General features: G+C 62.1%; 24 protein-coding genes. 14 read left to right on the top strand and 10 right to left on the bottom strand.

Going from position 1 to position 25,535, the window contains the following annotated elements:
• The first annotated feature begins 52 nt into the window (after positions 1-52).
• The 4 genes from osmF to ACK3SD_RS12005 are packed head-to-tail and all read left to right on the top strand — an operon-like array spanning position 53 to position 3,828.
• Complete coding sequence (gene osmF / locus ACK3SD_RS12020) at positions 53-973, top strand: glycine betaine ABC transporter substrate-binding protein OsmF (RefSeq protein ID WP_137763772.1); 921 nt, start codon at positions 53-55, stop codon at positions 971-973.
• Positions 973-2,145 carry an ABC transporter permease gene (locus ACK3SD_RS12015; protein ID WP_481125640.1) on the top strand — a complete coding sequence of 391 codons (1,173 nt, stop codon included), beginning with the start codon at positions 973-975 and terminating at the stop codon, positions 2,143-2,145. Before osmF ends, ACK3SD_RS12015 begins: the two co-directional genes overlap by 1 nt.
• The gene (locus tag ACK3SD_RS12010) at positions 2,142-3,086 is read left to right on the top strand and encodes an ABC transporter ATP-binding protein (protein WP_137763771.1); all 945 of its coding nucleotides are present in this window, start codon (positions 2,142-2,144) and stop codon (positions 3,084-3,086) included. Before ACK3SD_RS12015 ends, ACK3SD_RS12010 begins: the two co-directional genes overlap by 4 nt.
• Positions 3,067-3,828, top strand: coding sequence for an ABC transporter permease (locus ACK3SD_RS12005; protein ID WP_481125639.1), 762 nt, complete (start codon positions 3,067-3,069; stop codon positions 3,826-3,828). Before ACK3SD_RS12010 ends, ACK3SD_RS12005 begins: the two co-directional genes overlap by 20 nt.
• Positions 3,829-4,018: 190 nt before the next feature.
• Here the strand turns inward: ACK3SD_RS12005 and yedA are convergent, their stop codons facing one another.
• On the bottom strand, positions 4,019-4,921 hold the full coding sequence (gene yedA, locus ACK3SD_RS12000) for a drug/metabolite exporter YedA (protein WP_481125638.1): 903 nt from the start codon (positions 4,919-4,921) through the stop codon (positions 4,019-4,021).
• Positions 4,922-5,025: 104 nt separating this feature from the next.
• Positions 5,026-5,805: a MerR family transcriptional regulator gene (locus tag ACK3SD_RS11995; RefSeq protein WP_481125637.1), complete on the bottom strand. Its 780-nt coding sequence runs from the start codon at positions 5,803-5,805 to the stop codon at positions 5,026-5,028.
• Between the two features lie 231 nt (positions 5,806-6,036).
• On the opposite strand from ACK3SD_RS11995, the gene ACK3SD_RS11990 reads away from it, so the two are divergent.
• From ACK3SD_RS11990 to dinG, 5 genes are all read left to right on the top strand, one after another.
• Positions 6,037-6,594, top strand: coding sequence for a helix-turn-helix domain-containing protein (locus ACK3SD_RS11990; RefSeq protein WP_137763767.1), 558 nt, complete (start codon positions 6,037-6,039; stop codon positions 6,592-6,594).
• A gap of 11 nt (positions 6,595-6,605) precedes the next feature.
• The gene (locus ACK3SD_RS11985; protein WP_481125636.1) at positions 6,606-7,136 is read left to right on the top strand and encodes an N-acetyltransferase family protein; all 531 of its coding nucleotides are present in this window, start codon (positions 6,606-6,608) and stop codon (positions 7,134-7,136) included.
• A gap of 32 nt (positions 7,137-7,168) precedes the next feature.
• Positions 7,169-7,648 carry a GNAT family N-acetyltransferase gene (locus tag ACK3SD_RS11980; RefSeq protein WP_481125635.1) on the top strand — a complete coding sequence of 160 codons (480 nt, stop codon included), beginning with the start codon at positions 7,169-7,171 and terminating at the stop codon, positions 7,646-7,648.
• A gap of 78 nt (positions 7,649-7,726) precedes the next feature.
• Entirely contained in the window at positions 7,727-8,362 is a 636-nt protein-coding gene (locus ACK3SD_RS11975) for a glutathione S-transferase family protein (RefSeq protein WP_481125634.1), read from the top strand.
• A gap of 77 nt (positions 8,363-8,439) precedes the next feature.
• Entirely contained in the window at positions 8,440-10,611 is a 2,172-nt protein-coding gene (gene dinG, locus ACK3SD_RS11970) for an ATP-dependent DNA helicase DinG (protein ID WP_137764999.1), read from the top strand.
• Between the two features lie 157 nt (positions 10,612-10,768).
• On the opposite strand, the gene ACK3SD_RS11965 is transcribed toward dinG, so the two are convergent.
• Positions 10,769-10,897, bottom strand: coding sequence for a hypothetical protein (locus ACK3SD_RS11965; protein ID WP_481125633.1), 129 nt, complete (start codon positions 10,895-10,897; stop codon positions 10,769-10,771).
• 305 nt (positions 10,898-11,202) lie between these two features.
• Entirely contained in the window at positions 11,203-11,670 is a 468-nt protein-coding gene (locus tag ACK3SD_RS11960; RefSeq protein WP_481125632.1) for a fimbrial protein, read from the bottom strand.
• A gap of 357 nt (positions 11,671-12,027) precedes the next feature.
• Between ACK3SD_RS11960 and ybiB the strand changes: the two genes are divergently transcribed.
• Positions 12,028-12,990, top strand: coding sequence for a DNA-binding protein YbiB (ybiB, locus tag ACK3SD_RS11955; protein ID WP_481125631.1), 963 nt, complete (start codon positions 12,028-12,030; stop codon positions 12,988-12,990).
• 18 nt (positions 12,991-13,008) lie between these two features.
• Here the strand turns inward: ybiB and ACK3SD_RS11950 are convergent, their stop codons facing one another.
• Positions 13,009-13,221 carry an alkylphosphonate utilization protein gene (locus tag ACK3SD_RS11950; RefSeq protein ID WP_137763758.1) on the bottom strand — a complete coding sequence of 71 codons (213 nt, stop codon included), beginning with the start codon at positions 13,219-13,221 and terminating at the stop codon, positions 13,009-13,011.
• A 132-nt stretch (positions 13,222-13,353) separates the two neighbouring features.
• Here ACK3SD_RS11950 and ACK3SD_RS11945 point away from each other — a divergent pair, with 132 nt between their 5' ends.
• Entirely contained in the window at positions 13,354-15,201 is a 1,848-nt protein-coding gene (locus ACK3SD_RS11945) for a M3 family metallopeptidase (RefSeq protein WP_481125630.1), read from the top strand.
• Between the two features lie 3,100 nt (positions 15,202-18,301).
• On the opposite strand, the gene ACK3SD_RS11940 is transcribed toward ACK3SD_RS11945, so the two are convergent.
• Positions 18,302-18,931, bottom strand: coding sequence for a flavin reductase family protein (locus ACK3SD_RS11940; protein WP_481125629.1), 630 nt, complete (start codon positions 18,929-18,931; stop codon positions 18,302-18,304).
• 98 nt (positions 18,932-19,029) lie between these two features.
• Here ACK3SD_RS11940 and rlmF point away from each other — a divergent pair, with 98 nt between their 5' ends.
• The gene (gene rlmF / locus ACK3SD_RS11935; protein WP_481127546.1) at positions 19,030-20,025 is read left to right on the top strand and encodes a 23S rRNA (adenine(1618)-N(6))-methyltransferase RlmF; all 996 of its coding nucleotides are present in this window, start codon (positions 19,030-19,032) and stop codon (positions 20,023-20,025) included.
• 32 nt (positions 20,026-20,057) lie between these two features.
• Here the strand turns inward: rlmF and glnQ are convergent, their stop codons facing one another.
• The 4 genes from glnQ to ACK3SD_RS11915 all read right to left on the bottom strand — a co-directional run bounded on the left by glnQ (position 20,058) and on the right by ACK3SD_RS11915 (position 22,880).
• Positions 20,058-20,780 (bottom strand): glutamine ABC transporter ATP-binding protein GlnQ, encoded by a 723-nt coding sequence (glnQ, locus tag ACK3SD_RS11930; RefSeq protein ID WP_137763754.1) that lies wholly within the window; start codon positions 20,778-20,780, stop codon positions 20,058-20,060.
• On the bottom strand, positions 20,777-21,433 hold the full coding sequence (gene glnP, locus ACK3SD_RS11925) for a glutamine ABC transporter permease GlnP (RefSeq protein ID WP_481125628.1): 657 nt from the start codon (positions 21,431-21,433) through the stop codon (positions 20,777-20,779). Before glnP ends, glnQ begins: the two co-directional genes overlap by 4 nt.
• Positions 21,434-21,491: 58 nt before the next feature.
• A complete protein-coding gene (gene glnH, locus ACK3SD_RS11920) occupies positions 21,492-22,229 on the bottom strand; it encodes a glutamine ABC transporter substrate-binding protein GlnH (RefSeq protein WP_481125627.1) in 738 nt (245 codons plus the stop codon).
• Between the two features lie 384 nt (positions 22,230-22,613).
• Positions 22,614-22,880: a DksA/TraR family C4-type zinc finger protein gene (locus ACK3SD_RS11915; RefSeq protein ID WP_137763750.1), complete on the bottom strand. Its 267-nt coding sequence runs from the start codon at positions 22,878-22,880 to the stop codon at positions 22,614-22,616.
• Positions 22,881-23,254: 374 nt separating this feature from the next.
• On the opposite strand from ACK3SD_RS11915, the gene ACK3SD_RS11910 reads away from it, so the two are divergent.
• A complete protein-coding gene (locus ACK3SD_RS11910) occupies positions 23,255-24,238 on the top strand; it encodes a KpsF/GutQ family sugar-phosphate isomerase (RefSeq protein ID WP_481125626.1) in 984 nt (327 codons plus the stop codon).
• Between the two features lie 119 nt (positions 24,239-24,357).
• Entirely contained in the window at positions 24,358-25,518 is a 1,161-nt protein-coding gene (locus ACK3SD_RS11905) for a capsule biosynthesis protein (RefSeq protein ID WP_481125625.1), read from the top strand.
• The last annotated feature ends 17 nt before the right edge of the window (positions 25,519-25,535 follow it).

Below are 25,535 nucleotides of genomic sequence, written 5' to 3'. Positions count from 1 at the left end.
TGTCAGCGTGTTTATCCAGGGCAGCACGCCATAACAATCAGGAGGAGTCACCATGTCCCGTTCCCCTTTCCGTGGCCGTTGGCTGGCGGCGGCATTAATGGCCGTGGCTGGCCTGGCGCAGGCGGCCGAGCCAGTGCGCGTCGGTTCCAAAATTGACACCGAGGGATCGCTGCTCGGCAACCTCATCATCCAGGTGCTGGAAGCCAACGGCATCCAGACCACCAACCGCCTGCAACTCGGCAACACCAAGGTGGTGCGCGGGGCGATTACTGCCGGTGAGATTGATATCTACCCGGAGTACACCGGCAATGGCGCGTTCTTCTTCTCACAGGAGAGTGACCCGGCGTGGAAAAATGCGCAGGCTGGCTACGAGAAGGTAAAACAGCTCGACTACGAACAGAATAAGATTGTCTGGCTCGACGCCGCGCCAGCGAACAACACCTGGACCATCGCCGTGCGGCAGGATCTGGCGCAGCAGAACAATCTGAAAACCCTTGAGGATCTGGGCAAGTACATCAGTGGCGGCGGCAACTTCAAGCTGGCCGCCTCGGCGGAGTTCATTGAACGGCCGGATGCGCTGCCTGCTTTCCAGCAGGCCTACCACTTCACGCTGAAACAGGACCAGCTGCTGTCACTGGCCGGTGGCGACACGGCGGTCACTATCAAGGCGGCGGCGGAGCAGACTTCCGGCGTCAACGCCGCGATGGCCTACGGCACCGACGGCCCGGTGGCGGCGCTTGGCCTGCAAACGCTGGATGACCCGCAGAACGTGCAGCCGATCTACGCGCCCGCGCCAATTATCCGTGAGGCGGCGCTCAACCAGCACAAGAACATTCCGGCACTGCTGAAACCGGTGTTCGCCTCCCTTGACGGCCCGACGCTGCAAAAGCTGAACGCGCAGATCGCCGTCGGCGGGCGTGACGCCAAAAAAGTGGCGGCCAAATACCTGCAAGACCACGGCTTTGTGAAGTAATGGCCGAGCTGGGTATGCGCCGGGGCGTCAATCCGGTGCTGTTGCTGCTGCTGGCGCTAATGCTGCTGGCGCTCGGTGGGCTAGGGCTGGTCAGCCATGCGCCAAACCGGCTGGTCTCCGGCCGGGCGATAGGGCTGCTGGCACTGCCGCAGGGCGGCGGCGCGCTATTAGGGCTGCCATTGGCTGGGTTGCTGGTGCTGGCGCTACTGCCCCCGGCGCGCTGGCGCGCCCTGTTGACGCTGCTGCTGGCGGAGGGGCTGCTCTATGGCCTGACCTCTGTTGCTGGCACGGCGGCCACGCTGCTGGCGGGCGATGGCGACGGCATCGCGCGCACCTCGCTCGGTGGCGGTTACTGGGCGGCGGCGGCGCTCTGCGTGTTGGCGGGGGCCGACGCGGTGTCACGCCTGACCACCCACCGGGGCTGGCGGCTGCTGCTCAACGCGCAGATGGCGCTGCCAGTGGTGGCGCTGCTGGCGAGCGGGCAACTCAACGCGCTCTCGCTGCTCCAGGAGTATGACAACCGTGCCGATGTGTTCCACGAGGCGCTGTGGCAACACCTTGGGCTGCTGGCGGGTACGCTGGTGCCAGCACTGCTGATTGGCCTGCCGCTCGGCGTGCTCTGCGCCCGCTCCGTGCGCTGGCGCGGGCCGCTGTTCCCGCTGCTCAACATTATCCAGACCATCCCCTCCATCGCCCTGTTTGGCCTGCTGCTGGCACCGCTGGCCGGGCTGGCGGCCGCCTTCCCGTGGCTGGCGCGCGCTGGCATCAGCGGCATTGGTCGTGCGCCAGCGATCATCGCGCTGGTGCTCTATGCGCTGCTGCCGCTGGTGCGCGGCGTGGTGGCCGGCTTGCAGGCGGTGCCGCCACAGGTACTGGAGTCGGCACGCGGCATGGGCATGACGCGCGGCCAACTGCTGCGCCGGGTGGAGTTGCCGCTGGCGCTGCCGGTCATTCTGGCCGGTGTGCGGGTGGTGGCGGTGCAGACCGTCGGCATGGCGATGGTGGCGGCGCTGATTGGCGCTGGCGGTTTTGGGGCCATCATGTTCCAGGGGTTGCTGAGCAGCGCGCTGGATCTGGTGCTGCTGGGGGTGATCCCGGTGGTGGTGCTGGCCGTGGTGATCGATGGCCTGTTCACCCTTCTTGTCTCTGTTTTGGAACCCTCGCGCAGATGATCCAGTTTTCCCAGGTAAGCAAAACCTATGGCGGCAAGCCGGTGGTGGACGCGCTGACGCTCAACATTGCCGACGGCGAATTCACGGTGCTGATTGGCACCTCCGGCTCCGGCAAATCCACCACCCTGAAGATGATCAACCGGCTGGTGGAGCCAGACCACGGCGAAATCCTGTTTGCTGGCGAGGCGATCCACGCCTTCAAGCCGGAAGATCTGCGGCGGCGGATGGGGTATGCCATCCAGTCCATCGGCCTGTTCCCGCACTGGACGGTGGAGCAGAACATCGCCACCGTGCCGCGCCTGCTGAAGTGGCCGACGGCAAAAATCCGCGCCCGCGTGCGCGAACTGCTGGGGCTGCTGCATCTGGATGAGGCGTTCTTAAAACGCTACCCGCACCAGCTCTCTGGCGGCCAGCAGCAGCGGGTCGGGGTGGCGCGCGCGCTGGCCGCCGACCCAGAGGTCTTGCTGATGGATGAGCCGTTCGGCGCGCTGGACCCGGTGACGCGCGGTGCGCTGCAACAGGAGATGGCACGCATCCACCAGCTGCTGGGGCGTACGGTGGTGCTGGTGACCCACGACATCGACGAGGCGCTGACGCTGGCCGACCGCATCGTGCTGCTCGATCAGGGGCGGGTGCAGCAGCAGGGCGCGCCGCTCGACTTGCTGGAGCGGCCGGCCAACGCCTTTGTGCGGGAGTTCTTTGGCCGCAGCGATCTGGGCATCAAGTTGCTGGCGCAGCGGCAGGTGGCGCAGCGAGTCAGGCCGGGGCAGGCACCGGGCGCGCCCATCGAGGGCGGCCTTAGCCTGCGCGAGGCGCTGTCGCTGTTTGTGGCGCGCGGTGCGCAGGTGCTGCCGGTGGTGGATGGCGCGGGCGCGCCGCTGGGCGTGCTGCACCTGTCCGATCTGGTGGAGGAGGGTGGCGATGGCGCACCCCACGCATAGCTGGCGGCAGCTGCGTTCGCCGCTGCTCTGGGCGCTGCTGCTGTTGCTGGCCTTCACCTTCGGCATGGGACAGCTCGGCGGGGTGTTCCACAGCCTGTTCCCGACGCTGCAACGGCCGCTCTACCTGCAACAAAGCTTCCCGTCACTGGTGCTGGCGCACCTGACGCTGGTGGGGATCTCCAGCCTGATTGCGGTGGGCGTGGGCGTGGCGGCGGGGATTGCCGTCACCCGCGAGTGGGGGAAGCCCTTCCGCCCGCTGCTGGAGACGGTGGTGGCGATGGGCCAGACCTTCCCGCCGGTGGCGGTGCTGGCGGTGGCAGTGCCGGTGATGGGTTTTGGCCCGCAGCCCGCGATTCTGGCGCTGGTGCTCTACGGCCTGCTGCCGGTGGTGCAGGGGACGCTGGCCGGGCTGGCCTCGGTGCCGGCCGCCAGCCGCGAGGTGGCACTGGGTGTCGGCATGAGCCGTCTACAGATGCTGGCGCGTGTGGAGCTGCCGCTGGCCGCGCCGGTGATTGTCAGCGGTATTCGCACCTCGGTGATCATCAACATTGGCACGGCGGCGATCGCCTCCAGCGTCGGCACCCAGAGCCTTGGCTCGCCGATTGTGATTGGCTTGAGCGGCTTCAACACCGCTTATGTGATACAGGGGGCAATTCTGGTGGCGCTGCTGGCGATTGTGGTGGATATGCTGTTTGAGCGCTGGGCCGACGCCCTGCAACGGCGGCGCGGCCCGGTGGCGTAGCGGATCAGGCCGGAGGGCCGATGACAATGGCGTAACCGGCCAGCATCACGCCGCCGATCGCGCCAAGCGCCATCAGTGACACCACGATGATGAACACTTTTTTCGGGATACTCTTCATATCAGCTTCCTTTGGTTGGCAACAGGATTATAGAGCCTTTCCCCCACCAGGCAACCGCTGGCGGGGGCGGTGTTACGCCGTACCGTCCCGGCGGGTGAACAGCAACTTGCCGAGTGTCACCATCAGCACCGCGCCAAGGATGATCGCCAACGCCAGCCACTCGGTGCCGGAGAGCCGCTCGCCGCCGAGGCTGATGCCAATCAGCACCGCCACCATCGGGTTGACGTAGGCGTAGCTGGTGGCGAGTGCCGGGCGCACATTTTTCAGCAGGTACATGTAGGCGCTGACGGCGATCACCGAGCCAAACAGGATCAGGTAACCCAGCGCCAGCAGGCTGCGGGTGGAGGGGGCGCCCGTCAGCTGCTCGCCATGCAGGTGGCCAGCCAGCAGCAGCACCCCGCCCGCGATCAGCATCTCCGCCGCGCCAGCCATCGGCCCCTTCGGCAGCGGCAGCCGCGCGCTCCAGACCGAGCCGAACGCCCAACTCAAGGAGGCGATCAGGATCAGCACCGCCCCCAGCGGGTTCCCCACCAGATTATGGCCGGTGTTGAGCAGCACGATCCCCACCAGCCCAATCGCCACCCCGGCCCACTCCACCCAGGTGTGCGCGATGCCCCACAGGCGGCTGAAGCAGAGGGTGAACAGCGGCACGGTGGCGACCATCACCGCCGCGATGCCGGAGGGCACCTGCATATGCTCCGCCACGGTCACCAGCCCATTGCCCACCGCCAGCAGCAGCACGCCAATCACCCCGGCCGCCAGCCACTCGCGGCCAGTGGGCAGGGCGTGGCCGCGCAGCCGCAGGAAGGTGAACAGCAGGATGCCCGCCACCAGATAGCGCAGGCCGGCCATCGTCAGCGGCGGGAAGCTCTCCACCCCCAGCCGGATGGCGAAGTAGGTGGAACCCCAAATAAAGTAGAGTGCGAATAGCGATCCCAGCAGCAGCCAAAAGGCACGCGAGGCAGGTTGAGGCATAGTGATCATCCGTGGCGGGAAAAAGAGGGCCATAGCTAACAGGATTGTGGCCGGTTGCGCAAGGCAGGCCGCAAGAAAAGCAGGGGAGGGGAGAATAAACCGATTTACTGCGTAGGCAACCCTGAGTCGTCGCCTTGCAATGTGGCGGAGCTCCCCATCAGCTCCACATTCAGGCCCTGCGCCTGCCAGGCCAGGAACTGCTGTTGCTGGGCAGGACTGAGCCGCCCCTCTGACCAGAGCACGAAACGGTCACACAGCAGGGGTTCCAGTTGCGGCGCGGCCAGCGGTTCGGTCAACACCTCAACCCGCGCGCCCGCCTTGCTGCGTTTTAGCCCCTCCAGCCAGAGATCGGCACGGTCAGCGCGGCCCCAGCCGATGATCATCAAGTGCTCGCCGGGCGTTTTGCGGCCAGCGGTCAGGCAGAAGGCGGCGTACTCCAGCAGCAGGCCATCCAACAGGCTGCGCAGCGTCAGCAACTGCACGTTGCCGCTGGCGAGGCGCGCGCGCAGCGGCCGCAGCACCTGATCCACCAACTGGCCGGCCGGGTATTCGCGGCCATACTCATTGAGCATCTGGCGCAGGCGGTTGAATTGGCCGCCCTGCAAGGTAACCAGCAGGGCGTCGGTCAGTTGTACCCAGCCATCGCCGACCTGCTCCACCTTATCGCCGTTCTCCAGCAGCGCCCGCACCTGGCCGACCGGCACGCCGCGCTCAATCCAGGTCAGGATGGTGCGGATGCGCGCCAGATCCTCGTCGTCAAACAGGCGATGCCCGCCCTCAGTGCGTTGGGGTTTCAGCAGCCCATAGCGCCGTTGCCAGGCCCGGAGGGTTACCGGGTTGATGCCGCAGATCGCGGCCACTTCGCCAATGCTATAACGCCTCATTGTCTCCCCGAGAATTGCGAATCATTGAAAATTTGAATAGTGATCATGTTATCAAATATACGCTCGCCAGACATGATCTCGGTTATTTTGTTGGTCAAAAAAACTTTAAAAATGTATCAGCAATGGGGTATGGAAATTATGATAAAGATAAAAATTCATCAAAATGATGATTTTTTGTTGCGTTGTTCTCATTTTAGGGATAATTTCCCAAAAAAGAGAAAAGGAACGCCCATGCAAACCCAGGATACCCGGCTGGCCGCAAGGCTGGTGCAACTGCGCATCACCCAAGATCTGACCCTCGCCCAACTGGCTGACCAGAGCGGCATCAGCCGCGCCACTCTCTCCCGCATTGAACGGGCCGAAAACAGCCCGACCGCCGCCCAACTCGGCAAACTGGCGCAGGTATTTGGCCTCACCATGTCGCAACTGCTGCATGAGATTGATGAGGCACCGCCCGAACTGCTGCCCCGCGCCCTGCAACCCATTTGGCTGGATGCCGAAACCGGCTTTGAACGCCGCTCCGTGTCGCCGCCAGCCGCCGGTTTCCGCGCCGAGCTGATTGAGGGACGGCTACGCGCCGGGGCGGAGATCGCCTACGCTGGCGCGCCGGTCGCCGGTATGCAGCAGCACATCTGGCTGCTGGAGGGGACGCTGGAGTACCGCCTTGGCGAGCGCACTTACCAACTGGCCGCGGGCGACTGCCTGCGCTTCCGGCTTCAGGGGCCTTCCCATTTCCGTGCGACCGGCCCGGCCGACGCGCGCTATCTGATCGTTATCTGCCAACACTGACTGGAGCCTGCATGATGAGTGAGATTCACTATACTGTTACCCATTCCCTGACCCAAGACGATCTGCACCAACTGGCGCAGGTGCTGACGGCTTGCGTCGAACAGGGCGCCAGCGTCGGCTTTGTTCAGCCCTTTGGCATGGCGCAGGCGCTGGCGTTTTGGCAGGGCATCCAATCGGGGGTGGAGAGCGGCGAGCGCATCCTGCTGCTGGCGCGCCAGGCGGGGCGGATTGTTGGCACGGTGCAGTTGCTACCGGCCATGATGCCCAACGGCCCACACCGGGCAGAGGTGGCAAAGTTGCTGGTGCACCCGGCGGCGCGGCGGCAGGGTGTGGCGCGCGCGCTGATGCAGCGGCTGGATGAGGAGGCACTGGCGCGTGGCCGACGCCTGCTGGTGCTCGACACCCGCAGCGGCGATCATGCCGAACGGCTCTACCAGTCGCTGGGATACCAGCTGTGCGGGCAGATCCCGCGCTATGTGCTGTCGCCAGATGGGCGCGGCGCGTGGGAACCCACCACCGTTATGTACCGCCAGCTGGCATAGGGGCGGCCACTTATTATGCGGAGGAAAAAAACATGGGGGAGAGCGCAATCACGGTGCGGCGCGCGGCGGCCGAGGGGGCGGATGCCACCCTGTTGATGGAGGAGCTGTCGCGGATGCTGCTCTCCATCACCGGCAGCAGCGGCCGCGCCTCCTTTGATGCCGAGCAGATGCAGCAGCCGGGCTGCTGCTTTGCGCTGGCCTACGATCCGCACGGCAACCCGGTGGGCTGTGGCGCGTTCCGGCCGCTGGAGGAGGGGATTGCCGAAGTGAAGCGCGTGTACGCGCGTGACGGTGCGCGCGGCGTGGGTTCCGCGCTGTTGGCCTTTCTGGAGGCGGAAGCGCGGCGGCTCGGCTACCGCCAGGTCTGGCTGGAGACGCGGCTGGTCAACCTGAGGGCGGTGCGCTTCTACTTGGCGCATGGCTACCGCGAGATTGCCGCCTATGGCGACTACATCGGCAAGGCGGACGCGGTCTGCCTCGGCAAAACCCTCGGCGACAGTATGGAAGGGTGATCGTCGCCGAATTGGCGCCAGACGATATGGTCTACAGTTAACGGAGGAGCACAGACCCTATTTCACAGGAGCATGGCCATGAGTGGAACCTATACGCTGTTTGGCAGCAAAGGCTGCGGATCAGTGATTGTGGCGGCCGCGCTGGAGTTGACCCGGCTGCCGTACCATTACCAGGAAGTGGATTACCATAAGCCCAGCCCGGAGCGGGAGCGGCTGTTGCAGCTTAACCCGTTGTGTCAGGTGCCGGTACTGCTGTTGCCGGATGGCACCGTGATGACCGAGAGCGCCGCGATTCTGGTACTGCTGCACCTGCGCTGGCCGCTGGCCGGGCTGATCCCCTCCAGCGCCGGTGGCCACCTGCCGGCCTTCCTGCGCTGGATCATGGTGATCAACGCCCAAATTTACCCCTCCTTTACCTACGGCGACAAACCCGAGAAGTGGCTGCCGGGTGCCAGCAACGCCCAATTGCTGACCGAGAGCACCGACGGGCTGCGCAAAAAACTCTGGTTGCAGATTGAGGCCGAAGCGAACGCCACTGGCCCCTGGTTCTTTGGCGAAACCTTCACCGCACTCGACATCTATATCGCCGTGATGCACCACTGGCGGCCGGGGCCGGTCTGGTTCGCCGAGTACGCGCCGCGTCTGGAGGCGATCGCCAAAAATGTTGCCCGCCACCCGCGGCTGGAAGCGCTGTTCAAGGCGCACTTTGGTTAACGGATGTTCACCCGCAGGCTGACGCGCGCGCCGGTCTGTGGGAGAATGGCGACCAGATCCTCTACCGAACCGATGTGATGCCGCTCTCCTCCGCCGTAAAAAACCAAATCAGCCAGTGGTACAAAGCCCTGCAACAGCAGATCCCCGACTTTATCCCGCGCGCCCCCCAGCGCCAGATGATCGCCGACGTCGCCAAAACCCTCTCTGGCGATGAGAGCCGCCATCTGGTGATTGAGGCGCCGACTGGCGTCGGCAAGACGCTCTCCTACCTCATTCCCGGCATCGCCGTGGGCCGCGCCGATGGCAAGCCGCTGGTGGTAAGCACCGCCAACGTGGCGTTGCAGGATCAGATCTACAGCAAGGATCTGCCGCTGCTGAAAAAGATCATCCCCGATCTGAAGTTCACCGGCGCCTTTGGCCGTGGGCGCTACGTCTGCCCGCGCAATCTGGCGGCGATGAGCAGTGAAGAGGCGGCGCAGGGCGATCTGGGGCTATTTCTGGATGATGAGCTGGCACCGGCCAGCGGCGAGGAGCACGCGTTGTGCGTCAAGCTGGGCAAGGCGCTGGCCGACCACAGCTGGGATGGCCTGCGTGACCACCATCCGCAGACGCTGCCGGATCCGCTGTGGGGCAAGCTCAGTACCGACAAGGCCAACTGTCTGGGGCGCAACTGCCACTACGTGCGCGAGTGCCCCTACTTCATCGCCCGCAAAGAGATTGAGAGCGCCGACGTGGTGGTCGCCAACCATGCGCTGGTGATGGCGGCGCTGGAGTCGGAGTCAGTGCTGCCACCGGCCAAGGATCTGCTGCTGGTGCTGGACGAGGGGCACCACCTGCCGGAGGTGGCGCGCGACGCGCTGGAGATGGAGGCGGAGATTGGCGCGGTCGCCACCAACTTCCAGCTGGATAACCTGTGGCGGCAGATGGAGGTGTGCATCAGCCACTTCCCGCCGAAAAGCCCGCCGCCGCTGGCGAATCTGGAGCGGCTAAAAAACCACTGCGAGGAGACGCGCGAACTGCTGGCGCAGGTGGAGCGCCAGCTCTCCGGCTGGCTACCAACCGACGTGGTGGAGGCGGAGTACCGCTTCGCGATGGGCGAGCTGCCGCAAGATTTGCTGGAGGCGTGCGCCCGGCTGTTCAAGCTAACCGACGCGCTGCGCGGGCTGGTGGAGTTCATGATCAATGATCTCGGCGAGAAGACCGGCAAGCATGACGTCGTGCGGCTGCACCGCACTCTGTTGCAGATGAGCCGCTCCTTCGGCTACCTGGAGGCGATGAGCAAGCTGTGGCGACTGGCGGCGCTGGAGCAGGCCTCCAACGCGCCGATCAGCAAGTGGGTGACACGGGTGCAGCGTGACAACGTGGCGCACCTGTCGCTGCACTGCGTCGGCATCCGCGTCAGCGACCAGCTGGAGAAGATGCTGTGGCGCAAGGTGCCGCACGTGGTGGTGACGTCGGCCACGCTGCGCTCCCTTAATAGCTTTGCCCGTTTGCAGGAGCTGAGCGGCCTGAGCGAGCGCGCTGGCGATCGCTTCGTTACGCTCGATTCGCCCTTCAACCACGTTGAGCAGGGCAAGCTGCTGATCCCGCAGATGCGCCACGAGCCGCTGTTGGCGAATGAGGAGGCGCATCTGGCGGAGATGGCGCACTTCTTCCGCGCGCAGGTGGCGGCCAAACAGCACAAGGGGATGCTGGTGCTGTTCGCCAGCAACCGTGCGATGCAGACCTTCCTTAGCCATGTGCAGGATCTGCGGCTGATGCTGCTGGTGCAGGGCGACCAGCCGCGCTACCGGCTGGTGGAGACGCACCGTAAAAAGGTGGAGGAGGGGAGCCAGAGCGTGCTGGTCGGGCTGCAATCCTTCGCCGAGGGGCTGGATCTGAAGGGCGATCTGCTGACGCAGGTACACATCCATAAAATCGCCTTCCCGCCAGTCGACAGCCCGGTGATTGTCACCGAGGGCGAGTGGCTCAAGACTCTGAAACGCTACCCGTTTGAGGTGCAGAGCCTGCCGAGCGCCTCCTTCAACCTGATCCAGCAGGTGGGCCGCCTGATCCGTAGCCACCAGTGCCGCGGCGAGATTGTCATCTATGACCGCCGGTTGCTGACCAAGGGCTACGGCCCGCGCCTGCTCGGGGCGCTGCCGGTCTTCCCGATCGAACAGCCACCGATGCCAGAGGGCGCGCCGCCGAAACCCAAGCCCGCCGCGCCAGCCAAACGGGCGCGGCCCAGCTGGCGGCGCGGGCGCTAGGGGCGCTACTGGAAATCGTTCCGCATAATGGCCGACGCGCTGAAGTTGCCCGGCGCGGGCGTGGTGCCGGTGGTGTTGACCGGGTAGGCGTAGATCATCGCCTGCCCCGGCTCCGCCTAGCTCTGTACCAGATAGGCGCGGGCAGGCTCGGGGTTGCTTAACCCCAATGCGCTCTCTTGGCTTTTCCACCCAAAATAACCCAGGTGCCGCCAATCATAATGCCAGCCTGAATAGGCAGGGGTAAATAGAGCATCATCTCGATAATGATGCGCATAAATAACGTCATGGTCGCCACATCTCATTAAGGATAATAGTGTGAGTGTAGGCGCTGAATGGCGCGATTCAACGGGGTAGGCGCCAGTGATAAATTACGTCACGCTGTTGTGGCGTTAATTGAATAAATTCTCATTCTGTGCGGCAGGTAAAAAAAGAGCGGGCGATACGCAATGGCGCGCCGCCCGAAATATAAAGGATGATAATAAGAGGAAGCTGCAAGAAAAACAAAGACCGTCTCAATTATATAATTGTTTTTCACCGCCCACTGATTTCGGCCAATAATAAAGCGTGAAGTGTGAACTGGCGAAGGTTTTATTATGGGTAAACCAGCGTGAACTGGGCTGAGGCATTGGCCTCGCCTGCCGTCACCGTCTTGGCCGTGGACATGTAGCCGGCATAGAAGGTGAGGGTGTTGGCGCCGGGGGTGATCGCATAGGGCTTGGAGTTCTGGCCCAGCTTGATATGCGACTGCTCGCGGTCTGACAGCTCAATCGCCACGCCGGTGGCAGTGGTGGCGCCGCTGTTAAGCTCCAGCAGTTCCGGATAGGCGGCGTCCGCCGGGCCATCTAATTTGACCTCGACCGCGCTGTCAGCCGGGCAGTCGATCAACTCAATATTGAATTGCGTCTTTGCCGCACGTTTGCCCGCCGCGCCATTCAGCGAAGCCGCGGAGATCGATCCCAAATTAACCTCCTGGCTTGGCGTGTTAACGGTACAGGCGGCATCCGTGATGCTGCCGGTGAATTTAAGGGTGCCATCGGAAGCCTGGCTATTCGTTGCCATAAATAGCGCGGCCGCTGACAGGGCAGTCGAGGTAAAGAGTGTTTTTGCAGAATACATAATCCTACCCATGAGTGATTGACAAGTGGCTATTCCCGCCCGGTGGCGGGCGGCATCAGATTAACCGTTGGTGCAATAGTGGTTCTCCCTGTGGCCCATGCTGTTTAGGGGCGTCAGGCATGGCTATTTCGTGGGCTATATAATCATAGCGTGAATGATTACTTTAGTTGTCTATATTGGATTTTAATTTAATGGCTTATTACTTTATGGCGTAGGTTTCCGTGCGCCTGCGCACGGCAGTTTGCCCGGCGCGGAAGCTACGTTATGCTAGCCCCCTGGTGACGCATCTGAGGCAGAGCAATGGACTACACAAAAATTATCAAAGAGGTGGGGCGCGGCAAGAACCATGCCCGCGATCTGGAGCAGGCCGACGCGCTGGCGCTCTACCGCGAGATGCTGGCTGGCCGGGTGCCGGAGCTGGAGCTGGGCGGGCTGCTGATCGCCTTCCGTATCAAGGGCGAGGCGGAGCAGGAGATGCTCGGCTTCTATCAGGCGATGGAGGAGCAGACGCTGCGCCTCACCGCGCCCGCCGACCGGCCACTGCCGGTAGTGATCCCAAGCTACAACGGCGCGCGACGTCAGGCCAACCTGACGCCGCTGCTGGCGCTGCTGCTCAGCCGCCTCGGCCTGCCAGTGGTGGTGCACGGCGTCAGTGAGGATCGCACCCGCGTCACCAGCGCCGCCATTTTTGAGGCGCTCGGCATCGCGCCCGCCGCGTCGCAGCAGGAGGCGCAACAGCGGCTCGATCAGGGTGGGCAGCCGCTGTTCATGCCGATCTCGCTGCTCTGCCCGCCGATGGAGACGCAGCTTAACCTGCGCTGGCGGATGGGAGTGCGCAACAGCGCCCACACGCTGGCGAAACTGGCGACGCCGTTTGCCAGCGATGCCCTGCGGCTCGCCAGCGTGTCGCACCCGGAGTATGTGCAGCGCGTCTCCTCCTTCTTCCGCCAGATTGATGGCCGCGCGCTGCTGTTGCAGGGCACTGAAGGAGAGGTCTACGCCAACCCGCTGCGGATGCCGCCGCTGTATGGCATTCATCAGGGGGAGGTGGTGACCCTGACGGAGCGCCAGGAGTTTGATGGGGTGATGTTACCGGCGGATAAAGAGGTGGAGAGCACGGCGCGCTGGATTGAGCGCTGTCTGGCGGGAGAGGTGCCGGTGCCGCAGGCGCTGCGCATCCAGCTTGCCGCCTGCCTGCTGGCGGCGAGGGAGGCCGCCAGCCAGCAAGAGGCCAACGACCGGGTGGCGGCGCTGCTGGCCTGACGCCCGCGCCCCGCGGGGTCACACTTTTTTCAGGAAACAGGTTTTCAGCACCAGTCCCTTAATCTTGTCTGACCGGCACTCAATCTCATCCGCGCGGCCGGTCAGGCGGATATTCTTGATCACCGTCCCACGCTTCAGCGTGCTGGAGGTGCCCTTGACCTTCAAATCTTTGATCAGCTGCACCGTATCGCCTTCGTTAAGTTGCGCGCCGTTGCTGTCTTTGACTTCCATTACCTTTCATTCCGTCTGTTTATGATGGGGGCGCGGAGTATAGCCCAACCACGGCGGCAGACTTTGCGCCAGCTCAACGTCCGGGGCTGAAAATGCTAGACTGAAGCGAAAACGACATAAGAGAGGGTTGGCATGCAACAGGCACTGGAGTACTTCAACGCATTGAACCATGACTATCTCGCGGTCCATCAGGCGAAGGAGACGCTGTTCTGGCAGAACTACATGGGCACCGGGGCGGAGGACGTGGCGGAGCGTTTCGCGGAGGCGGAGAGCGCCTATAAGCGGTTTATCGCCAACCCGGCCCGGCTGGGCGAACTGCGGGCGATGATCGCCGAGGCCGAGGCAGAAGTGGGCGAGGGGCGTGACGCGTTGCTGCACGGCCTGCGCGGCTGGCAGCGCTTTTTCGAGAGCAACGCGATCGAAGACCCGGCGGCACAGGCGCTGATGGATGAGATTATCCACGCTGAGGGCGCGCTCTACAGCCAGCGCAAGGGCTTCCGGGTGACCCACAGCAACGCCGCTGGCGAGGAGGTGGAGGCATCTCTGGGCGAGCTGCTGACCAATCAGGCGACCAACGATAACGAGGCCTACCGCCACAGTTCGCAGCAGGCACTGCGCGGGCTGGAACAGTGGCTGCTGCATAACGGCTTCCCGCAGCTGGTGACGCTGCGCAACCGCTTTGCGCGCCAGATGGGCTTTCGCAACTATTTCGACTATAAGGTCAACCTGACCGAGCGCATGACGCCGGAGGCGCTGTTCACCATCCTCGACCGCTTTGAGCAGGAGACGCGCGAGGCCAACGCCCGCAGCCTGCAACAGCTGGCGACCAACAAGGGGGCAGGGGCGCTGGAGGCGTGTAACATCCGTTATGCCAGCGCTGGCGACGTGACCCGCCAGCTCGATCCCTACTTCCCGTTCTCGCGTTCGCTGCAACGTTGGGTGGAGAGTTTCAAGCGGCTGCACATTGGCTTCCGTGGCGCGAAAATGCAGCTCGATCTGCTGGTGCGGCGCGGCAAATATGAGAATGGCTTTATGCACGGCCCGGTGCCGCCCTTTTACGATCAGGGCAAGTGGGTGCCAGCGACCCTCAACTTCACCAGCCTGGCGCAGCCCGATCAGGTGGGCAGTGGCGCCTCTGGCCTGAACACCCTGTTCCACGAGGGGGGCCACGCAGCGCACTTCGCCAACATCACCCAGAACGCGCCCTGTTTTTCGCAGGAGTTCGCGCCGACCTCGATGGCCTACGCCGAGACGCAGTCGATGTTCTGCGACAGCCTGCTGGGTGATGCAGACTGGCTGAAGCGCTACGCGCTGGACGCGCAAGGCGAGCCGGTGCCGGATGCGCTGATCCGCGCCAGCATTGAGGCGCGCCAGCCGATGCGCGCCTTTAACGAGCGCCATATTCTGCTGGTGCCCTATTTTGAGTGGTCGCTGTATCAGTTGCCGGAGGAGGCACTGACGCCGGAGACCATCACGGCGCTGGCGCGTGAGATGGAGCAGCGAATCCTTGGCGTGGACAGCCCGCGTCCGACGCTGGCAATCCCGCATTTGCTGTCGATGGAGTCTGCCTGCTCCTATCAGGGCTACCTGCTGGCGCTGATGGCCGTGGAGCAGACGCGCCACTTCTTCCTGAAGCGCGACGGCTACCTAGCCGACAACCCGGCCATCGGCCCGGATCTGGCGGCGCACTACTGGCAGCCGGGCAACAGCGTCAGCCACAACGACACGCTGCTGAGCCTGACCGGAGAGGGTTTCAACCCGGACTATCTGGCGCAAGCCTGCAACCAGACCGCCGAGCAGGCGTGGCAGCAGGCGCAGGTCTGCATCCTTGCCGCCGCCAACCGCCCCCAGCCCCCGGCTGATTTCGACCTGAACGCCGAGATCCGTATCGTGGATGGTGACCGGCTAATCGCCGATAACCGTGATGGCGATAACGCCATGTGTCAGGCATTTGCGGAGTTTATTCAGGGGAATTATTAAGTCCCGGGCGGGCGAGGGCCGGAGCCACACTGGGGCCGGAGACTGGTTTCGGCTCCGGGAACCTGAATGTGGCCTTGCTAAAGCCGGAGACGGGTTTCGGTTGTTTGGGTTCCTTTTTCTGCCTCGGTTCCCGAGCCTCAACCGAGCAGGGCCTGCCGGCGCGCTGGCCCTGCACCACGCGGACGTGTTTAACCTTCAGTTTGGCTCTGTCTTTTTCTGCTTTGGCTTCTCTAGTTGTTTGCTGTTTCGCTGGGGCCGGAGCAGGGTTTCGGTTGTTCGGATTCATTTGTCTACCTGTACGCCTGCGCCTCAACCGAGCAGGGCCTGCCGGCGCGCCGGCCCTGCACCCGCGCGCTTTTGGGTGGAATGGCTAATCATTGCCCGCTCTCGCGGGTGACCCTCGCTACGTCTCCGGGCTTGCGGGCCGGCCCAGACGCGCTCCCGGCGCGGCTGGCCCTTTCGCGGGCGTCCTGCCCGCTCACCCGGCCCTGCGCCTCCACTCGGCAATGATTAACGCCCTCACCATTGTGCAAATCCTTTGCTATGTGAGGAAGGAATAGGGGGAGTTCGTTATATATGTGGAGTGTCGTGAGGGCATTATTATTGCCTGTGGCCTCGTCAGGCCGGAGAGGGGTTTCGGTTGTTTGGGTTCCTTTTTCTGCTTTGGTTTTTGTGGTTATTTTTGGCCTCGCTGAGGCCGGAGCAGGGTTTCGGTTGTTTGGGTTCCTTTTTCTACCTGAGCCTTGGAGCCTCAACCGAGCAGGGCCTGCCGGCGCGCCGGCCCTGCACCCGCGCGCTTTTGGGTGGAATGGCTAATCATTGCCCGCTCTCGCGGGTGACCCTCGCTGCGTCTCCGGGCTGTCGGGCCAGCCCAGACGCGCTCCCGGCGCGGCTGGCCCTTTCGCGGGCGTCCTGCCCACTCACCCGGCCCTGCGACTTCACTCGGCAATGATTTAACGCCCCTACCGTTTCTGCAAATTCTTGGCTATGTGAGGAAATAGTTGGGGGGATTTTTATTTGTGGGGTGTTGTGGGTGGACATGGCGGGTGCCTGTGGCCGCGCTAGGCCGGAGCAGGGTTTCGGTTGTTTGGATTCATTTGTCTACCTGTACGCCTGCGCCTCAACCGAGCAGGGCCTGCCGGCGCGCCGGCCCTGCACCCGCGCGCTTTTGGGTGAAGTGGCTAATCATTGCCCGCTCCCGCGGGTGACCCTCGCTGCGTCTCCGGGCTTTCGGGCCGGCCCAGACGCGCTCCCGGCGCGGCTGGCCCTTTCGCGGGCGTCCTGCCCGCTCACCCGGCCCTGCGACTCCACTCGGCAATGATTTAACGCCCTCACCATTGTGCAAATCCTTTGCTATGTGAGGAAGGAATAGGGGGAGTTCGTTATATATGTGGAGTGTCGTGAGGGCATTGTTGTTGCCTGTATCCTCATTAGGCCGGAGCAGGGTTTCGGTTGTTTGGGTTCTTCTTTCTACCTGTACGCCTGCGCCTCAACCGAGCAGGGCCTGCCGGCGCGCCGGCCCTGCACCCGCGCGCTTTTGGGTGAAGTGGCTAATCATTGCCCGCTCTCGCGGGTGACCCTCGCTACGTCTCCGGGCTTGCGGGCCGGCCCAGACGCGCTCCCGGCGCGGCTGGCCCTTTCGCGGGCGTCCTGCCCGCTCACCCGGCCCTGCGACTTCACTCGGCAATGATTAACGCCCCCACCGTTTTTGCCAATGCTTGGCTATGTAAGGAAATAGTTGGGGGGATTTTTATTTGTGGGGTGTTGTGGGTGGACATGGCGGGTGCCTGTGGCCGCGCTAGGCCGGAGCAGGGTTTCGGTTGTTCGGGTTCCTCTTTCTACCTGTGCCTTGGAGCCTCAACCGAGCAGGGCCTGCCGGCGCGCCGGCCCTGCACCCGCGCGCTTTTGGGTGGAATGGCTAATCATTGCCCGCTCCCGCGGGTGACCCTCGCTGCGTCTCCGGGCTTTCGGGCCGGCCCAGACGCGCTCCCGGCGCGGCTGGCCCTTTCGTGGGCGTCCTGCCCGCTCACCCGGCCCTGCGACTTCACTCGGCAATGATTAACGCCCCCACCGTTTTTGCCAATGCTTGGCTATGTAAGGAAATAGTTGGGGGATTTTTATTTGTGGGGTGTTGTGGGTGGACATGGCGGGTGCCTGTGGCCGCGCTAGGCCGGAGCAGGGTTTCGGTTGTTCGGGTTCCTCTTTCTACCTGTGCCTTGGAGCCTCAACCGAGCAGGGCCTGCCGGCGCGCCGGCCCTGCACCCGCGCGCTTTTGGGTGAAGTGGCTAATCATTGCCCGCTCTCGCGGGTGACCCTCGCTACGTCTCCGGGCTTGCGGGCCGGCCCAGACGCGCTCCCGGCGCGGCTGGCCCTTTCGCGGGCGTCCTGCCCGCTCACCCGGCCCTGCGCCTCCACTCGGCAATGATTAACGCCCCTACCTCCTCTGCGCGCTGTAAGTATGTGAGGAAATAGTTGGGGGAGTTTTTATATTGGAAGGGGGAATGCATTGGCTGTGGAGCTGCTTTTCGTTTTTCTGATTTATACAGCATAACCGTCAAACTCGCCGCCTAGCTGCATAAAACCCAGAACCCTTTAAACAGAAATAATTTCCCCATATACCGCCCCAACTCTTTCCTCACATAGCCGAGGATTTGCAGAGGAGGTGGGGGCGTTAAATTATTGCCGACGGAAGATTCCGGGCCGGGTGAGCGCACAGGGATGTGCGCGAAAGTGGCAGTCGCGCTGGGAGCGCGTCTGCCGCGGCCCGACAGGCCGGAAGCTGACGGAGGGAACCCGCGATAGCGGGCAATAATTAGCCGAGGCACCCAAAAGCGCGCGGGTGCAGGGCCGGCGCGCCGGCAGGCCCTGCTCGGTTGAGGCGCAGGCGTACAGGTAGACAAATGAATCCGAACAACCGAAACCCTGCTCCGGCCTCAGCGAGGCCAAAAATAACCACAAAAACCAAAGACAGGAAAAGACAGAGCCAAACTGAAGGTTAAACACGCCTGCGTGGTGCAGGCCCTTCTCCGGCCTAAGCGAGGCCACGGGCATTAGCTATGCCTGAAAAAGGGGGGATTAATGGGGGGCCCCCCCATTCCCCTCACCGTGCATCAGGCCTCACCAGATCAAACCGCTGATCCTCGGAAATCCCATAGTAGGCGCTGGGGCCACCGGCGCGCAGCACGGGCTCGGCGCGGGCGGTCTGGTAGATGCCCTCGTCCAGCAGGGCGGTGTCGATATGCACTGCCACCACCTCGCCCAGCACCAGCCAGGTGTCGATGGGCTGGCCGGTGGCGTCCTGCAACTGGATTAACTGCGACAGCTTGCACTCAAAGTTCACCGGGCTTTCCAGCACGCGGCTGGCGGCGACCCGGCGGCCGCGAACCGGCGTCAGGCCAGCGCGCTCAAACTCATCCATGCCGTTGGGCAGTGAGGCCGAAGTCTCGTTCATCCGCTCGGCCAGCGAACGGGTGGTCAGATTCCAGACAAACTCACCGGTGGCGCGGATGTTCGCCACGCTGTCCTTCCAGCCGGTGCTGGCGAAACCAATGATCGGAGGACGGTAGTTAAAACAGTTGAAAAAGCTGTAGGGAGCCAGGTTGCGCTGCCCCTCGGCGTTGCAGGAGGCGATCCAGCCGATCGGGCGCGGGCCGACAATCGCGTTCAGCGGATCGTGCGGCAGGCCGTGGCCAGCGGCTGGCTCATAGTAGTAACGGTTTTCCTCGGTCATGACTTACCTCTTGATGAGTAACACAATACCTAACGTTAGCTGCCAGGGGGGAGCTTCGTCCAGGGGGAGAATGTGCGCTTGCGTGGGGCGGGTGTGGTATCTTAGCCGCAGAAAATGTTGTCAGAGAGCTTTCAGGTGCAAAAAGAGACTCCCCCGCAGGAAAAAGCGGACTCCATGCGCGTAACCGGCATCGCAGCCGCTATGATTTCCCGGCGCTTATCGCCAGTAGCCCCGAACTGGCCGCTTTTGTCGCCGAAAATGCCTGGGGCGACCTGTCGGTGGACTTCGCCGACCCGGCTGCCGTCAAGGCGCTGAACCGGGCACTGCTGCGCCACTTCTACCAGATCGCCGAGTGGGATATCCCCGAGGGCTACCTCTGCCCGCCGATCCCCGGCCGTGCCGACTACCTGCACCACCTGGCCGACCTGCTGGCCGCCAGCAACCACGGTGAGCCGCCGCGCGGCAAAAATATCACCGTGCTGGACGTCGGCATCGGGGCCAACTGCATCTACCCAATCGTCGGGCTGCATGACTACGGCTGGCGCTTCACCGGCAGCGACATCGATGAGGTCGCGCTCGCCTCGGCGAAGCAGATCATCGCCCGTAACCCGCTGTTGACCCACAACGTGCGCCTGCGCCAGCAGAAGCAGTCGCAGCAGATCTTCGCCGGCATCATCAAGCCGAACGAGCGCTATGACGCCACCCTCTGCAACCCGCCGTTCCACGCCTCAGCGGAGGAGGTGGCCGCCGGTAGCCGCCGCAAGCGGCACAACCTAGGGCAGAGCGACGCTGACACTGCGCGGCTCAACTTCGGCGGCCAGAGCAATGAGCTGTGGTGCGAGGGCGGTGAGGGGCTGTTTATCAGCCGCATGATCGCCGAAAGCCGCCAGCTGGCGGAGAACTGCTTCTGGTTCACCACGCTGGTATCGAAAAAGGAGACGCTGCCGCGTATCTACCGCGAACTGGAAGAGGCCGGGGCGGTTGAGGTGAAGACGCTGGAGATGGCACAGGGGCAGAAGGTCAGCCGTGTGGTGGCCTGGACATTCCTCAATGCGCGCCAGCAGGCGGCCTGGGTCGCGGCGCGCTGGAAGTAAAAAAACGGCGGGCTGATGGCCCGCCGTTTCGCTTAGGAGACGTGTTGCAAAAACTCGCGCAGCCGATCGCTGGGCGGGTTGTTCACCAGCGTGTGCGGGTCGCCATCCTCGGCGATACGCCCCTTGTCGATGAAGATCAGGCGTGACGCCACCTTCTCGGCAAAGCCCACCTCGTGGGTGACGATCACCATCGTCATGCCCTCTTCGGCCAGATCCTTCATCACCGTCAGCACCTCGTGGCGCAGCTCCGGGTCAAGCGCGGAGGTCGGCTCATCAAACAGCATCAGCTTCGGCTTCACCGCCAGCGCACGGGCGATCGCCACGCGCTGCTGCTGGCCGCCCGACAGCTCGGAAGGGTAGTGGTGCGCGCGCTCTGAGAGGCCCACCTTGCCCAGCAGCTCTTTTGCCAGCTTCTCGGCGTCCGCCTTCTTCGCGCCACGCACGCGGATCGGGCCGAAGGCCACGTTCTCCAGCGCGGTCAGGTGCGGGAAGAGGTAAAATTGCTGGAACACCATCCCCGCCTCTTGGCGGATCAGGCGCTCATCCACTTTCGGGTCGTTGACCTTCAGGCCATCCACAATCAGATCGCCGCTGGTGATCTCTTCCAGCTTGTTGATACAGCGCAGCAGGGTCGATTTGCCGGAGCCGGACGGCCCGATAATCACCACCACTTCGCCTTGGTTAATCTTCAGGTCAATGTCATGCAGCACCTGGGTCTTGCCAAAGTGCTTGGAGACGTTCTTGAATTCGATCATATGATTTTCAGTTTTCTTTCAAGCCGGCGCAGGATAAAGCTCAATACCAGGGTGATGATCAGGTAGATCACCGCCACTGCGGTCCAGATTTCCATCGCACGGAAGTTGCCGGCGATGATCTCCTGTCCCTGACGGGTCAGTTCAGCCACACCGATCACAATAAACAGGGAGGTGTCCTTGATGCTGACAATCCACTGGTTGCCCAGCGGCGGCAGCATCCGGCGCAACGCCAGCGGCGCTATCACGTAGCGCAGCGTGTCGCGGCGGGAGAGGCCCAGCGCCAGCCCGGCTTCGCGGAACCCTTTGTGGATGGAGAGCACCGCACCACGGGTGATCTCGGCAATGTAGGCGCCGGAGTTAATGATGATGGTCACCACCGCCGCGCTGAAGGGATCAATGCGCACCGGGATCATCATCGGCAGGGCGAAGTAGATAAACATCACCTGCACCACGATCGGCGTGCCACGGATAAGCTCGATAAACACCAGTGCGATGTGGCTGGAGACCCAGCCACCCACGGCGCGGGCGAAACCCGCGATCACACCGATGAACAGGCCGCCCAGCAGACCGAGGATCGAGATCCACAGGGTCATCTTGGCGCCTTCGAGCAGGATAGGAAGAGCGGGCCAAATGGCGCTCCATTCAAACTGCATGGGTCATCTCCTGGAAAAACCGGCAGCGGATGCCGCCGGGAACGTCAACGTAACGCACTTATTTAGGTTCAGTGCCAAACCATTTCTGGTAAATCTCGGCGTAGGTGCCGTTCTCACGCAGCGTTTTCAGCGCGCCGTTCACCTTCTCGCGCAGGTCGCTGTTTTTCGGGAACGCAATGCCGTACTGCTGCGCCTTGATGGAGTCACCCACCGCCTTAAAGCGGCCCTGGCCGGCAGTCTTGATGAAGTAGAGGATGTTCGGCGTGTCATGCAGCACCGCATCGGCACGGCCAGTACCCAGCTCCAGGTAGGCGTTGTCGATGTTCGGGAACTGGCGCAGCTCTTTGGTTTTGATGTTCGCTTTCGCGTAATCCACCGAGCCGGTGCCGCTTTTCACTGCCACCACTTTGCCAGCCAGATCCTGCTCGCCTTTGATTGGGCTGTTGGTCGGCACCATCACCATCAGGCCGCTGTTGTAGTAGCCGTCAGAGAAGTCGATGGCGTTTTTGCGCTCCGGGGTGATGGTGATGCCGGCCAGCGCCAGGTCAACGTTGTGGGTTTGCAGCGCCGGGATGATGCCGCTGAAGTCCATCGGCTTCAGGCTGTAGTCCAGCTTCAGCTCTTTGGCGATGGCGTCCCACAGGTCCACGTCGAAACCAACATATTTGTCACCCTGCTTGAACTCAAACGGGACGAAGGCAGTGTCTGTGGCAACGATCAATTTGTCTGCTGCGTGTGAGGAAACGGCGAAGGCCAGCGTCAGGGCGGCCAGTGTGGCTTTTGCAAATGACTTCATGAAGGAGTTCCTTATTGGTGCCGGAGTGATAGCCGATTCTTATCTTTCACGCGATGCTATGAAAAAATCGTGCCAACTTTTCGACTTGTTGAAAATCAATAGGATTTTTCGCAAGAGAGCGCACGCAAAGCGAATTTACGCCCGATTGCACCAGAATAGTGCACCAAAGGAGTGCAATAGTGCGATGGTGGTGCAGGGGCTGTAGTTATGCCCTATTTAAGTGCAGCGCACTGCATTTATAGTCAAATCAGATCTGATTTTAGACCTTAATGCTGATTTTTCCGGCAGTCGTGCTGCAAAAATGTGCAGGGGAGCAAAGGGAGGGGAGAAGGGCAAGATAAGAGAGGCTGATGGATGGAAAAAGGGCCGGTTGCCCGGCCCGCCTTAACGTAATTGGCTATCTTTACTGCCACGCCGGTTATAGCCAGCATGATCGTGCTCGGCTTTGTCCAGCTCGGCCTGGCACTGCACACAGTAGCGCACGCCTTTCAGCGCCTGCCGTCGCGCCTCAGGAATCGGCTCCCCGCACTCCTGGCAAAACTTCTCGCTGACGCCATGTCCCAACGACTGGCGCGCACGCTGCACGGCGTCCTCTACCGTCGAGTCAATCTGATCCTGTACGGCACCATCTTGTGCCCAACCACTGGCCATTATGCCTCCGTAACGCGATGGAAAGATCAAAAAACCGGCGTCACTTTATCGGTGAATTATCCGGTTTGTGAGATTAATTATAGTCGCTGGAAGGGTGTTTTGCTGGGAGAGTGAAGTATTCCACCGGTCAATTTGCGTTAAGGAGGTGTAAACCTGTGAGCACGCCGTTACAAGCGTTAGCACTGTGTTACCTTTGTTTAAATTTTGAGCGTAAGGTGAGAATAATCTTAAATTTATTGTGTTCAATTATTTCATGTGATAAACAGGCAGCGTTTTAAACAGACCCTCTTTTTAAAGGTGTTATTTTCTGGTGACGCCATTTGGGGCAGCCATCCTGCCTGGCGTTATTTTTATTACCGGTTAAGGTCAATCCCGTGTCTGATACGCTGCTCTCCACACTTCCTCGCTATTCTGCATCGCCAGATAATATTGCGTCGATTAAACGCACCCTGAATGAGCAGGCTGAAGCCCTGCGCACTTTGGCAGAACATATTGATTCCACGCAATATCAGCAGGCGCTGACATTAATTAGCCAGTGCAAAGGGCATGTGATTCTCTCCGGCATGGGAAAATCGGGCCACGTGGGGCGCAAAATATCGGCCACGCTTGCCTCGACCGGCACCCCCAGCTTCTTTATCCATCCGGCGGAAGCGTTCCACGGCGATCTGGGGATGATTACTCCCTATGACCTGCTAATCCTGATCTCCGCCAGCGGTGAGACGGATGAGATCCTGAAACTCATCCCATCGCTGAAGGCGTTCGGCAACCGTATCATCGCCCTGACCAACGCCGCTGACTCGACCCTGGCACACCACGCCGATGCCGTGCTGGAGCTGATGATGGAGAGCGAAAGCTGCCCGAATAATCTCGCCCCGACCACCTCCACCACCCTGACGATGGCGATTGGCGATGCATTGGCGATTGCGTTGATGCAGCAACGCCAGTTCCGGCCCACGGATTTTGCTCGCTACCACCCCGGTGGTTCGCTGGGCCGCCGTCTGCTGACCCGTGTGGCAGACTTGATGCAGACCACGGTGCCACAGGTGCAGGAGTGCGCGACCTTCCGTGAGGTGATCCAGGAGATCACCGGCGGCTGTCAGGGGATGGTGGCGGTCAATGACGCCGCCGGGCGGCTGGTGGGCATCATCACCGATGGCGATCTGCGCCGGGCATTGGCGAAGTGCAGCAGTCTCGACACCTGCACTGCCCGCGACATCATGACCCATGACCCGATCACCCTGCCGCAGGAGACAATGATCGCTGATGCCGAACACCTGATGCAGCAGGAGCGCATCTCCGCGCTGCTGGTCACCGGCAGTGGGCAGGATGTGGTCGGCCTGATCCGTATATTCGATTAAAAAAGCAGCCAATTGAGTGAATAGCGCCCTTTTTTGCGCCATAACCTCTGCGTTACAGGGGATTAGTGCGCCAGATAATGGCACCAAGCCACGCCCCTTTTAGAAAATGATGAACCCTCATGTTAATGAATAACCTAAAAGCTGCACTGCCGGGCAAGCAACTCGTCCGGCGGCTGCGTCAGACCGTGAATCTGGCTTTCCTGCATCGCCACCTGGCAAAGATCATCATTATTGCGCCACTGGCACTGTTGATTATTTATCTGGTGTTATTCAGCCAGCCGCGTTTCCAAAGTGAATCCACGGTCGCAATTAAACGTTCCGATGATATCAACGGCAGCAGTTTGAATGTCGGCTTGTTGCTGGGGGCGAGTAATACCAGTTCGGCCGAGGATGCGCTCTATTTAAAAGCCTATATCAACTCGCCGGATATGCTGGCGATTCTGGACAAGCAACTTAATTTCCATCAGGCCTTCGGTGCCAGCGGCTGGGATATTTTCTACCACCTGCCGGCAGACCTGTCGCGTGAGCGTTTCCTCGAGTACTACCGCAATCGTATCAGCGTGATTTACGACGATAAAACCGGTTTGCTGACCATCGCCACCCAAGGCTTTACGCCGGCGTTCGCCCAGCGCTTTAACCAGGCGGTGCTGAAAGAGTCGGAGCGTTTTATTAACGAGCTATCCCACCGGATTGCTCGTGACCAGCTCGCCTTTGCTGAGAAAGAGATGCACGAGGCCAGCAGCCGCCTCGACGCCAGCCGGGCGGCGCTGCTCGCCTACCAGAACAGTAACAGTACGCTGGACCCTGGTGCACAGGCGCAGGCAGCTAGCGCTCTGGTAAATACCCTGATTGGCCAGAAAATCCAGATGGAAGCGGAGTTGCGTAACCTGCTGACCTATCTGCGTGAGGATACGCCGCAGGTGGTCAGTGTCCGCAATGCGCTGGAGTCGCTCTCTGCCCAGATTAAAGAGGAGCAGAGCAAAATCACTGCCCCGGACGGCCGCCAGCTCAATACCATGGCGGTGGACTTCGAGGCGATCAAGGCCAGGGTTGCCTTTGATACGGATCTCTACAAGCTGGCGCTCACCTCCATCGAGAAGACCCGCGTCGAAAGCGCACGCAAGCTCAAGGTGCTGTCGGTGATTAGCTCGCCGCAGATGCCGGAAGAGTCAACGTACCCCAACAGCCCTTATCTGATCATCAGCCTGCTGCTGATCTGCTGCTTACTCTTCGGCACCATCAAACTGCTGCTGGCAGTGATTGATGACCACCGGGACTAATAACGACTACCGCGAGC

Source organism: Chimaeribacter sp. YP20170169 (assembly GCF_056739715.1).
The sequence above is the reverse complement of the archived record's forward strand: the minus strand, read 5'-3'. Positions and strand labels throughout refer to the sequence as shown.

Excerpts from the sequence above, each read along its gene's own strand:
- osmF (WP_137763772.1), top strand. The coding sequence starts at position 53 with ATGTCCCGTTCCCCTTTCCGTGGCCGTTGGCTGGCGGCGGCATTAATG.
- ACK3SD_RS12015 (WP_481125640.1), top strand. The coding sequence starts at position 973 with ATGGCCGAGCTGGGTATGCGCCGGGGCGTCAATCCGGTGCTGTTGCTG.
- ACK3SD_RS12010 (WP_137763771.1), top strand. The coding sequence starts at position 2,142 with ATGATCCAGTTTTCCCAGGTAAGCAAAACCTATGGCGGCAAGCCGGTG.
- ACK3SD_RS12005 (WP_481125639.1), top strand. The coding sequence starts at position 3,067 with ATGGCGCACCCCACGCATAGCTGGCGGCAGCTGCGTTCGCCGCTGCTC.
- yedA (WP_481125638.1), bottom strand. The coding sequence starts at position 4,921 with ATGCCTCAACCTGCCTCGCGTGCCTTTTGGCTGCTGCTGGGATCGCTA.
- ACK3SD_RS11995 (WP_481125637.1), bottom strand. The coding sequence starts at position 5,805 with ATGAGGCGTTATAGCATTGGCGAAGTGGCCGCGATCTGCGGCATCAAC.
- ACK3SD_RS11990 (WP_137763767.1), top strand. The coding sequence starts at position 6,037 with ATGCAAACCCAGGATACCCGGCTGGCCGCAAGGCTGGTGCAACTGCGC.
- ACK3SD_RS11985 (WP_481125636.1), top strand. The coding sequence starts at position 6,606 with ATGATGAGTGAGATTCACTATACTGTTACCCATTCCCTGACCCAAGAC.
- ACK3SD_RS11980 (WP_481125635.1), top strand. The coding sequence starts at position 7,169 with ATGGGGGAGAGCGCAATCACGGTGCGGCGCGCGGCGGCCGAGGGGGCG.
- ACK3SD_RS11975 (WP_481125634.1), top strand. The coding sequence starts at position 7,727 with ATGAGTGGAACCTATACGCTGTTTGGCAGCAAAGGCTGCGGATCAGTG.
- dinG (WP_137764999.1), top strand. The coding sequence starts at position 8,440 with ATGCCGCTCTCCTCCGCCGTAAAAAACCAAATCAGCCAGTGGTACAAA.
- ACK3SD_RS11965 (WP_481125633.1), bottom strand. The coding sequence starts at position 10,897 with ATGACGTTATTTATGCGCATCATTATCGAGATGATGCTCTATTTACCC.
- ACK3SD_RS11960 (WP_481125632.1), bottom strand. The coding sequence starts at position 11,670 with ATGGCAACGAATAGCCAGGCTTCCGATGGCACCCTTAAATTCACCGGC.
- ybiB (WP_481125631.1), top strand. The coding sequence starts at position 12,028 with ATGGACTACACAAAAATTATCAAAGAGGTGGGGCGCGGCAAGAACCAT.
- ACK3SD_RS11950 (WP_137763758.1), bottom strand. The coding sequence starts at position 13,221 with ATGGAAGTCAAAGACAGCAACGGCGCGCAACTTAACGAAGGCGATACG.
- ACK3SD_RS11945 (WP_481125630.1), top strand. The coding sequence starts at position 13,354 with ATGCAACAGGCACTGGAGTACTTCAACGCATTGAACCATGACTATCTC.
- ACK3SD_RS11940 (WP_481125629.1), bottom strand. The coding sequence starts at position 18,931 with ATGACCGAGGAAAACCGTTACTACTATGAGCCAGCCGCTGGCCACGGC.
- glnQ (WP_137763754.1), bottom strand. The coding sequence starts at position 20,780 with ATGATCGAATTCAAGAACGTCTCCAAGCACTTTGGCAAGACCCAGGTG.
- glnP (WP_481125628.1), bottom strand. The coding sequence starts at position 21,433 with ATGCAGTTTGAATGGAGCGCCATTTGGCCCGCTCTTCCTATCCTGCTC.
- glnH (WP_481125627.1), bottom strand. The coding sequence starts at position 22,229 with ATGAAGTCATTTGCAAAAGCCACACTGGCCGCCCTGACGCTGGCCTTC.
- ACK3SD_RS11915 (WP_137763750.1), bottom strand. The coding sequence starts at position 22,880 with ATGGCCAGTGGTTGGGCACAAGATGGTGCCGTACAGGATCAGATTGAC.
- ACK3SD_RS11905 (WP_481125625.1), top strand. The coding sequence starts at position 24,358 with ATGTTAATGAATAACCTAAAAGCTGCACTGCCGGGCAAGCAACTCGTC.